Genomic DNA, 9401 nt, shown 5'->3' on the forward strand with positions numbered 1-9401 from the left:
TCGAGCTCGCCAACCCCGGGCCGCTGGCCGGATTCCCGCCGTACCCCGAGCCGCAGATGGCGGCGCTGGAGACGCTGCTCGATGGGGTGATGGCCCGCTGGGGCCTCGGGCCGGACGGTGTCATCGGTCATTCGGACATGGCGCCGGGCCGCAAGGCCGATCCCGGGCCGAAGTTCGACTGGCGACGGCTCGCGAGCGAGGGACGGGCGCTCTGGCCGGCGAGCGTGGCGCAGGGGGACCGGGCGGACTGGGGGCGATTTGCGGCCGCGGCGGGCCGGGTCGGCTATGTCGAGCCCGACGGCGGCTGGCCGGCGGTGCTCGAGGCCGTGCGGCTGCGGTTCCGGCCGATGGCCTGCGGGAGGTCGCTTGCGGCCGAGGACCTCGCCGTGCTCGAAGGGCTCGGCGGCCGCGGCGGCGGGTGAGTCCTGTCAAGCGGAACGACTTTCGTGAATGCAATGATCTGTATCAATGCAGGTATGTCGCGACGACGCGAGATCTCGGTTCGCGAGAACCAGCTCCGGAGCGTCGTCGATGTCCCGAATCCTCACAATCCTGCTTTCCGGCGCATTCGCCGCGACAGCGACCCAGTCGGCGGCCCAGACCGACGCGGAGGCGTTGCGAGAGGCGGCTCTGGAATTCTTCGCGCCGCTGCCTTCGACGATTCCGGCGGTGAAGAACAACCGCATCACGCCGGAGAAGATCGAGCTCGGCAAGGCGCTTTTCTTCGACCCACGGCTGTCGGCATCGGGAGTCTTCTCCTGCTACTCCTGCCACAATCTCACCACGGGCGGGGACGACAACATGGAGACTTCGGTCGGCCACGGCTGGCAGAAGGGGCCGCGCAATTCGCCCACCGTGTTCAATTCGGTGCTGAACGCGGCGCAGTTCTGGGACGGGCGTGCCGCCGACCTGATGGAGCAGGCCCAGGGGCCGATCCAGGCCGGAGTCGAGATGGCCAATACGCCCGAGAACGTCGTCCTGATGCTGGAATCGCTGCCGGCCTACGTCGATTGGTTCCACCTGTCCTTCCCCGATAGCGCCGAGCCGGTCAGCTTCGAGAACATGGCGCGCGCCATCGAGGCCTTCGAGGCGACACTGGTCACGCCAGCGCCGTTCGACGCGTTCCTGAACGGAGATCTCGAGGCGCTGACGGCGGATCAGAAGGCCGGGCTTTCGCTCTTCATGGACAAGGGCTGCATCGCCTGTCACGCGGGCGTGAACGTGGGCGGGGCCGAATATTATCCGTTCGGCCTGATCGAGAAGCCCGGCGCCGATATTCTGCCCGAAGGGGACAAGGGTCGCTTCGAGGTCACGGAAACCGTGGACGACGAATACGTGTTCCGCGCGGCACCGCTGCGCAACGTCGCGGTGACGGCGCCCTATTTCCATTCGGGCAAGGTCTGGGATCTGGGGGTCGCGGTGCAGATCATGGCGGAATCCCAGCTCGGCGAGGAAATGACCGACGCCGAAGCCGGCCAGATCGTGGCCTTCCTCGAAAGCCTGACCGGGACGGTTCCCGCCGTCACCCTGCCGGTCCTGCCCGCCGAGACCGCGGAGAGCCCGCGTCCGACGACCGAGGTCGTTCGCTGAATCTGCCGCCGGGCCCGGACTGCTTTCGTTGACCGGCGTGGGGTTCCCGATTATTGCGTTCCTGCGCGGATGGCCGGACGGCCGCGAAGGCGACTTCGAGGAAAGTCCGGACTCCAGGGAGAAATGGCGGCGGGTAACGCCCGCCCGGGGCAACCCGAGGGAAAGCGCCACAGAAATCAGACCGCCCGCGGCCCAGGTCGCGGGCAAGGGTGAAACGGTGGGGTAAGAGCCCACCGCGCTGCCGGCAACGGGAGCGGCACGGCAAGCCCCGCCAGGAGCAAGGCCAAATAGGGATCGCGCGGGGCTTCGGCCCCAGGGCCTCTCCCGCCCGAGCGGTCCGGGTTGGCTGCTCGAGCCTGCCGGCGACGACAGGCCCAGACGAATGGCCGTCGGCGCCCTGCGAGGGGCGTCACAGAATCCGGCTTACAGGCCATCCGCGCGCCTCGTCCCATGGGATTTGCTGCCACCGGCCGGAGATTCGCGGCCCCGAACCGGGGACGGCATCCGGGACGGGCCGGATCGTAACAACTTTATGTACTATTGCGAGTTTCGCCAACACGCTAGGGTAGAGCCATATCTTGTGTGCTTTGACTTCCGTTCTCCCAAGACCTTGTAGAATTGCGCAAGTCGCGACGAGACCTGCGACGCAGTTGCAGCAATCGGGCAGGTTGATCGGGCAGTTCCCACAGAAAACCATTGATTCCCATGAAGTCCCATGGTATCCCCAAGATCACGGAAGGCAGCGGAACATCGGACTAGGGCGACAGACCCGAGCCAATCGAAACACGGCAGGTTTCATACAGGCCCGCAGTCTTCCCACACGAAAGAAGACCCGGCGCGGATCAAGAGCAACGAGTAGACCGCAAGGCGTGGCGCAGTCGGGCCGAAGGCCTAGAAGGGACCGGACGGCGGGTCGTGCTTTCAGGCAGCACGGCCCGCCATTCGTTTCGGGACGGCGGTAGACAGGAGACCGGACGGTGCTACGGCGCTTCAGGGGCGAATCGGTCCACAAGGTGGACCAGAAGGGCCGCGTGTCGGTTCCTGCCCCGTTTCGCCGCGTGCTCGAGGAGGGCGACCCGGACTGGTCCACGGGCCAGAATCCCACGCTCGTGCTGATCTACGGCGGCCCGGGCGGAAAATGCCTCGAGGGCTATACCATCGAGGGAATCGCCCGGCTCGACGAGAAGGTCTCGCGGCTGCCCACCTTCAGCAAGGCGCGCAAGGCGCTCGAGCGCTGGCTCAATACCCAGTCGGTCTATGCCCAGGTCGACGAGAACGGGCGGATCGTGCTGCCCGCGCGGCTGCGCGAGATGATCGGCGTCGATGCCGAGGCGCTCTTCGCCGGCATGGGCGACCGTTTCCAGATCTGGACGCCCGACGCCTATGCCGAGGACATGGCCGGGCTCGACGACTGGCGTGCGGGCCTCGCCGAGGACGAGGATCCCTTCGCCCAGCTCGATGCGCTCGACGCCGGGGGCGGCGCATGATGATGGCACCGCTGGGGCCGCATGTCCCGGTCCTCCTGACGCCGATCCTCGCCGCGGCGGCGCCGGTCTCCGGCACCTGGCTCGACGGCACCTTCGGGGGCGGGGGCTATGCCCGCGCGCTGCTCGACGCCGGGGCCGAAAGGGTGATCGGGATCGACCGCGACCCCGCGGCGCTCGCGCTGGCGGCGGCCTGGGCGGGCGACTTCGGCACCCGGCTCGACCTGCGGTCGGGGCGATTCGGGGATCTGGCGCGAATCGCGGTCGAGGCGGAGGCGCCGCGGCTTTCGGGGGTGGTGCTCGACATCGGCGTCTCCTCGATGCAGATCGACCGGCCGGAGCGCGGCTTCTCGTTCCAGAAGGACGGGCCGCTCGACATGCGCATGGAACAGGCGGGGCCGAGTGCCGCCGACCTGGTGAACGGGCTCGGCGAGCGCGAGCTGGCCGATCTCCTCTTCCAGTACGGCGAGGAGCGCGCCTCCCGGCGCATCGCGCGCGCCATCGTGGCGGATCGCCGGAACGCGCCCTTCGAGACCACGCTGCAGCTCGCAGGGCTGATCGAACGGCTCCTGCCGCGCCCGAAGCCGGGCCAGCCCCATGCGGCGACGCGGAGCTTCCAGGCGCTGCGGATCGCGGTGAACGACGAGCTCGGCGAGCTCGTCCGCGGGCTCGCCGCGGCGGAGGAGGTGCTGGCACCCGGCGGGTGGCTCGCCGTGGTGACCTTCCATTCCCTCGAGGACCGGATCGTGAAGCGCTTCCTGCAGGCCCGCTCCGGCGCCGCGCCGAGGGCGAGCCGGCACGCGCCGGAGACCGCGGACGCGGTGCCGCGCTTCGCGCTCTCGCCGAGGAAGGCGGTCCTGCCCTCCGAGGCGGAAGTGCTCGCCAATCCGCGCGCGCGCTCGGCCAAGCTGCGGATGGCTCGCCGGCTCGAGGCGCCCGCGCAGCCCTTCGATCCGGCGGCGCTGGTCCTGCCGGAGATCGCGCTCCGGGGGATGGGTGCATGAAGATCGTGCTGCATCTCTCCGGGATCGTGCTGGTCGCGGTCTGCGCCACCTGGGCCTACCGCGTGAACTACGAGACGCAGGAGGCGCAGAACCGCCTGGCGGATCTGCGCGGCGAGATCGCCAGCGAGCGCGAGGCCGTGGGCGTGCTCGAGGCCGAATGGGCCTATCTCAACCGACCCGACCGGCTGCGGGCGCTGGTCGTCGCCCATGCCGACGTGCTGAACCTCGTGGAGCTTCAGCCGGAGAATTTCGGCGAGGCGGCCATGGTCGCCTTCCCGCCCGATCCCGAGGAACTCGTCGACGCCGCCGGAGACGTGGAATGATCCGCCGCCCGCTACGCCCGCTTGCCCGCATCCTCAGCGCGCGCGCGCAGGGCAAGGATCCCGATCTGATCGAGGCCGAGGAGCGCGCGGCGCGTCTCGCCGCCCGGCACCGCGCGGAACGGCAGAAGGCGGAGACGCGGCTGCTGCTCCTGGGGCTGGTCTTCGTGCTCGGCTTCACCACCGTCGCCGGGCGGATGGCGCTGCTCTCGGCGGCGGTGCCGGTGGAGCCGCGGGCGGCGCTCTCGAGCGATCCGATTCGCGCCCAGCGCGCCGAGATCGTCGACCGGAACGGCGCGCTGCTCGCGACCAACATCGTGACCGCCTCGCTCTATGCGCAGCCCGCGACGATGATCGACCCGAAGCGGGCCGCGACCGAGCTGGCGGCGATCTTCCCCGATCTCGATGCCGGCACCTTGGAGGCGCGCTTCACCGACGGGCGCAAGTTCCTCTGGATCAAGCGCTCGATCTCGCCCGAGCAGCGCCAGCGCGTGCACGACCTGGGCGAGCCCGGGCTGCTCTTCGGGCCGCGCGAGGCCCGGCTCTATCCCAATGGCGCGGTCGCCGCCCATGTGCTGGGCGGGGCGAGCTACGGGCGCGAGGGCGTGCATGCGGCCGAGGTCGTGGGCACGGCCGGGGTCGAGCGCGTCTTCGACGCGCGGCTGCGCGATCCCGAGCGCAGCGAGGAGCCGCTACGGCTCTCCATCGACATCGAGGTGCAGGCGGCGCTGGAGGAGGTGCTCGCCGCCGGCATGGCGGAGATGAACGCCAAGGGCGCGATGGGCATCCTGATGGAGGCCGACACCGGGCAGATCCGCGCGCTCGCCAGCCTGCCGGATTTCGACCCCAACCTGCGGCCGCCGCTGCCCTCGCGCGGCGACCCGGCGGAGAGCCCGCTCTTCAACCGCGCGGCCCAGGGGCGCTACGAGCTCGGCTCGACCTTCAAGCCGCTGACCGTGGCGCTGGCGCTCGACACCGGCCTCGTCGCGCCCAGCACGCTGATCGACACCAAGGGCCCGATGCGCTGGGGGCGTTTCACGATCCGGGACTTCCACAATTACGGGCCGCAGCTGACGGTCGAGGAAGTGATCGTGAAATCCTCGAACATCGGCGCGGCGCGCATCGCCATCCTGCAAGGCGCCAAGGCCCAGCAGGATTTCCTCAAGCGGATCGGCATGTTCGAGCCGGTCTCCGTGGAGCTGACCGAAGCGGCGCGGACCACGCCGCTGCTGCCGGCGCGCTGGTCCGACCTGACGACGATGACGATCTCCTACGGGCACGGGATCGCGGTGACGCCGCTGCATCTGGCCTCCGCCTATGCGATGATCGCCAATGGCGGGCGCCGGGTGACGCCGAGCATCGTGCTGAAGGACGTGGCGCCCGACGAGTCGCGCCGGGTGATCTCCGAGAGGTCCGCGGCGCAGGTGCGCGCCATGCTCCGCCAGGTCGTGCTGCGCGGCACGGCGCGGCAGGCCGACGTGCCCGGCTACGAGGTCGCGGGAAAGACCGGCACGGCGGACAAGCCGCTGCCGCAAGGCGGCTATGCGCGCGACAAGGTGATCTCGACCTTCGCCTCGTTCTTCCCGGCCACGCATCCGGAATTCGTGCTGGTGATCGCGCTCGACGAGCCCGTGAACGTGATAAACGGGACCAGGGTGCGCACCGCCGGCTGGACCGCGGCGCCGGTCGCCGCGAAGGCGATCCGCCGGATCGCGCCGATCATGGGGCTTCGGCCGGGCGCCGATCCCGAGCATCTGGCGCCCGTGCTTTACACGCTTGCAGGAAACGAATAGCCCAAGGCCGGGATCAGGCGGGCGAACCGGGACAGATGGCGCGATCGGATCGGACGGACACGCTGATGGGGTTCGAGGGGCTCGGGCTGCTGGCCGGAACCCGTCGCGCGGGAAACTGGTCGGGCCGCCTTCCCGAGATCACCGGCCTCTCGGTCGACAGCCGCCGGACCCAGCCGGGGCAGCTCTTCGCGGCGCTGCCCGGGCTGCATGTCCATGGCGGCGCCTTCATCTCCTATGCCCTGCGCATGGGCGCCGCCGCGGTGCTCACCGACCCGGAAGGGCTCGCGATTGCCGAGGCGGAGCTCGGCCCGCTCGCGGTGCCGGTGGTGCTGAGCGACAGCCCGCGGCGCACGCTGGCGATCGCCGCGAGCCGCTGGTCGGGGCGGCAGCCCGAGACGGTGGTGGCGGTCACCGGCACCAACGGCAAGACCTCGGTGGCGAGCTTCACCCGCCAGATCTGGGAGGCGCTGGGCGAATGCGCGGTCAATTTCGGCACCGTGGGGGTGGAGGGCGCGGTGGCGGCGCCCCTGACCCATACCACGCCCGAGCCGATCGCCCTGCACGCGCTCCTGGCCGATCTCGCCGATCAGGGCGTGACCCATGCCGCCATGGAGGCGTCGAGCCACGGGCTCGACCAGCACCGGCTCGACGGCGTGCATCTCGCGGCGGCGGGATTCACCAACATCACCCGCGACCATCTCGACTATCATCCCGATTTCGAGGCCTATTTCGCGGCCAAGCTCGGGCTCTTCGACCGGGTCCTGCCGCGGCAGGGCACCGCGGTCATTAATCTCGACGATCCGCATGGCGCCCGGGTGCAGGAGGCGGTCGAGGCGCGCGGCCAGCGGCTCCTCACGGTCGGACGGGCGGAAGGCGCGGATCTGCGGCTCATCGGGCAGAGGTTCGATGCGACCGGGCAGGAGATCGTCTTCGCCTGGGAAGGCCGCAGCCAGCGCGCCCGGCTCGACCTGATCGGCGGGTTCCAGGCGCATAACGCCCTGGTGGCCGCCGGGCTGGCCATCGGATCGGGCAGCAAGCCGCCCGAGGTGCTGGCGGCGCTCTCGGGCCTGCGCACGGTGCGCGGGCGCATGGAGCGGGCGGCGACCCGGACCAACGGCGCCGCGGTCTTCGTCGATTACGCCCATACGCCGGATGCGCTGAGCACGGCGCTCAACGCGCTGCGGCCGCATGTGCTGGGCCGGCTCCTCGTCGTCTTCGGCGCCGGCGGCGACCGCGACCGCGGCAAGCGGCCGCTGATGGGGGCCGCGGCGGCGGCGGCGGCGGATGTGGTCTTCGTCACCGACGACAACCCGCGCACCGAGAACGCCGCCGACATCCGGGCGGCGGTGCTCGCGGCCTGTCCCGAGGCCACCGAGGTCGCCGACCGGGCCGAGGCGATCCTGACCGCGGTCGATGCGCTCCAGCCGGGCGATGCGCTGCTGATCGCCGGCAAGGGCCACGAGACCGGCCAGATCGTCGGCAGCGACGTGCTGCCCTTCGACGATCTCGAACAGGCGAGTGTGGCGGTGGCGGCGCTCGACGGGCTGCGCGCGTGACGGCGCTCTGGCGCCGCGACGAGGCCGTCGCCGCCACCCTGGGCGAGAGCCGGGCGGATTGGGCGGCCGGCGGGGTCTCGATCGACACGCGCACGCTCGCCCCGGGGGATCTCTTCGTGGCGCTGACCGCCGAGCGGGACGGCCATGATTTCGTGGCCGATGCGCTTGCCCGCGGTGCGGCCGCCGCGATGGTCGCGCGCCGGCCGGACGGGGTTCCGGCGGAGGCGCCGCTTCTGGTGGTCGGCGACGTGCTCGACGGGCTGCGCGCGCTCGGTGCTGCGGCGCGGGCGCGGCTGCGCGGGAAGCTCGTGGCGGTGACCGGCTCGGCGGGCAAGACCGGCACCAAGGAGATGCTGCGCGCCGCGCTTGCGGTGCAGGGGCGGGTGCATGGGGCGGAGAAGAGCTTCAACAACCATTGGGGCGTGCCCCTGACGCTCGCGCGCATGCCGCGCGAGACGGATTTCGCGGTCCTCGAGATCGGCATGAACGCGCCGGGCGAGATCGCGCCGCTGGCGCGGCTCGCCCGGCCGCATGTGGCGATGATCACCACCGTCGCGGCGGTGCATCTCGCGGCCTTCCGCGATCTCGCCGGCATCGCCCGCGAGAAGGCGGCGATCCTGGAGGGGCTGGAGCCCGGCGGGGCCGCGATCCTCAACCGGGACATCGAGACCTATCCGATCCTGCTGGCCGCGGCGCGGCGGCTCGGGGCGCGGCCGCTGCGGTTCGGGACGGCCGGGCGGCCGGAATTCCGTCTCGACGAGGCCAGGGTGAGCGCGACGGCGACGACGATCGCGGCGCGGGCGCATGGCCGGAGGTTCCTCTTCCGCCTCGGCGCCCCGGGCCGGCATCTGGCGATGAACGCGCTGGGCGCGCTGGCGGCGGTGGAGGCGCTCGGCGGCGACATCGCGCGCGCGGCGCTCGCGCTCGCGCAATGGCGGCCCCCGGAGGGGCGCGGGGCGCGCTGGACGGTGACCCTGGGGCCGGCCGGGCTCGACGGGGCGATCACGCTGATCGACGAGAGCTACAACGCCAATCCGGCGGCGATGGCGGCGGCGCTCGAGGTCTTCGCCGTGGAGCAGCCGGTCGACGGCATCGGCCGGGTGGCGCGGGGGCGCCGGGTCGCCTTTCTCGGCGACATGCTGGAGCTCGGCGAGGGCGAGCGCGAGCTGCATGCGGGGCTCGCGCGCATCCCCGCGCTGGCGGCGGTCGACGTGGTGCATTGCGCCGGCGCGCGGATGCGGGCGCTGCACGAGGCGCTGCCCGGACGGCAGCGCGGCGAATGGTTCCCGACCGCGGAAGCCATGGCGGCGCGGGCGCGCCGGCTGGTGGACGCGGGCGACATCGCCATGGTCAAGGGCTCGAACGGCTCCCGGGTCGCCGCGGTCGTGGCCGAGATCAAGAAGATGGGCGAGGCGCGCCCCGCCGAGGCGAACGGGAACTGAGGCCCAGGCATGCTCTATTTCCTCGCCGAACTGGCCCAGAACCTCAGCGCGCTCAACGTCTTCCGCTACATCACCTTCCGGGCGGGCGGCGCCTTCATGACCGCGCTGATCTTCGGCTTCCTGTTCGGGCGGCCGCTGATCGAGCTCTTGCGGGTGCGCCAGGGGCGGGGCCAGCCGATCCGCAGCGACGGGCCGGAGAGCCATATCCTGAC

At 71.3% G+C, this 9401-nt stretch carries 8 protein-coding genes, 1 other RNA gene and 1 pseudogene; all 10 read left to right on the forward strand.

Annotated elements, in window-relative coordinates; translation table 11 throughout:
- Window positions 1-422 (forward strand): N-acetylmuramoyl-L-alanine amidase (locus V7050_RS14220; RefSeq protein ID WP_324410710.1); only part of this gene is annotated, 422 nt, incomplete at its 5' end.
- 109 nt (window positions 423-531) lie between these two features.
- The gene (locus tag V7050_RS14225; RefSeq protein ID WP_324367333.1) at window positions 532-1590 is read left to right on the forward strand and encodes a cytochrome-c peroxidase; all 1059 of its coding nucleotides are present in this window, start codon (window positions 532-534) and stop codon (window positions 1588-1590) included.
- A 65-nt stretch (window positions 1591-1655) separates the two neighbouring features.
- An RNA gene (gene rnpB, locus V7050_RS14230) (RNase P RNA component class A) lies at window positions 1656-2032 on the forward strand.
- A 535-nt stretch (window positions 2033-2567) separates the two neighbouring features.
- Entirely contained in the window at window positions 2568-3077 is a 510-nt protein-coding gene (gene mraZ / locus V7050_RS14235; RefSeq protein WP_324367331.1) for a division/cell wall cluster transcriptional repressor MraZ, read from the forward strand.
- A complete protein-coding gene (gene rsmH / locus V7050_RS14240) occupies window positions 3077-4078 on the forward strand; it encodes a 16S rRNA (cytosine(1402)-N(4))-methyltransferase RsmH (RefSeq protein WP_442885471.1) in 1002 nt (333 codons plus the stop codon). The genes mraZ and rsmH overlap by 1 nt, the downstream gene beginning before the upstream one ends.
- Window positions 4075-4401, forward strand: a complete 327-nt coding sequence (gene ftsL / locus V7050_RS14245; RefSeq protein ID WP_324367327.1) for a cell division protein FtsL — start codon at window positions 4075-4077, stop codon at window positions 4399-4401. The genes rsmH and ftsL overlap by 4 nt, the downstream gene beginning before the upstream one ends.
- Window positions 4398-6191, forward strand: coding sequence for a peptidoglycan D,D-transpeptidase FtsI family protein (locus tag V7050_RS14250; protein ID WP_324367325.1), 1794 nt, complete (start codon window positions 4398-4400; stop codon window positions 6189-6191). The genes ftsL and V7050_RS14250 overlap by 4 nt, the downstream gene beginning before the upstream one ends.
- 65 nt (window positions 6192-6256) lie before the next feature.
- Window positions 6257-7747, forward strand: coding sequence for a UDP-N-acetylmuramoyl-L-alanyl-D-glutamate--2,6-diaminopimelate ligase (locus V7050_RS14255; RefSeq protein WP_324367337.1), 1491 nt, complete (start codon window positions 6257-6259; stop codon window positions 7745-7747).
- Entirely contained in the window at window positions 7744-9189 is a 1446-nt protein-coding gene (locus V7050_RS14260; RefSeq protein ID WP_324367323.1) for a UDP-N-acetylmuramoyl-tripeptide--D-alanyl-D-alanine ligase, read from the forward strand. Before V7050_RS14255 ends, V7050_RS14260 begins: the two co-directional genes overlap by 4 nt.
- A gap of 9 nt (window positions 9190-9198) precedes the next feature.
- Window positions 9199-9401 (forward strand): annotated as a pseudogene (mraY, locus tag V7050_RS14265) (phospho-N-acetylmuramoyl-pentapeptide-transferase); the annotation flags it as partial.

Origin of the sequence: Amaricoccus sp., assembly GCF_036846665.1 — a bacterium.
In the GTDB taxonomy this organism is placed as follows: Bacteria; Pseudomonadota; Alphaproteobacteria; order Rhodobacterales; family Rhodobacteraceae; genus Amaricoccus.

Bases quoted from the DNA above. Each gene is read 5' to 3' on its own strand.
- V7050_RS14225 (WP_324367333.1), top strand. From the start codon at position 532: ATGTCCCGAATCCTCACAATCCTGCTTTCCGGCGCATTCGCCGCGACA.
- rsmH (WP_442885471.1), top strand. From the start codon at position 3,077: ATGATGGCACCGCTGGGGCCGCATGTCCCGGTCCTCCTGACGCCGATC.
- ftsL (WP_324367327.1), top strand. From the start codon at position 4,075: ATGAAGATCGTGCTGCATCTCTCCGGGATCGTGCTGGTCGCGGTCTGC.
- V7050_RS14250 (WP_324367325.1), top strand. From the start codon at position 4,398: ATGATCCGCCGCCCGCTACGCCCGCTTGCCCGCATCCTCAGCGCGCGC.
- V7050_RS14255 (WP_324367337.1), top strand. From the start codon at position 6,257: ATGGGGTTCGAGGGGCTCGGGCTGCTGGCCGGAACCCGTCGCGCGGGA.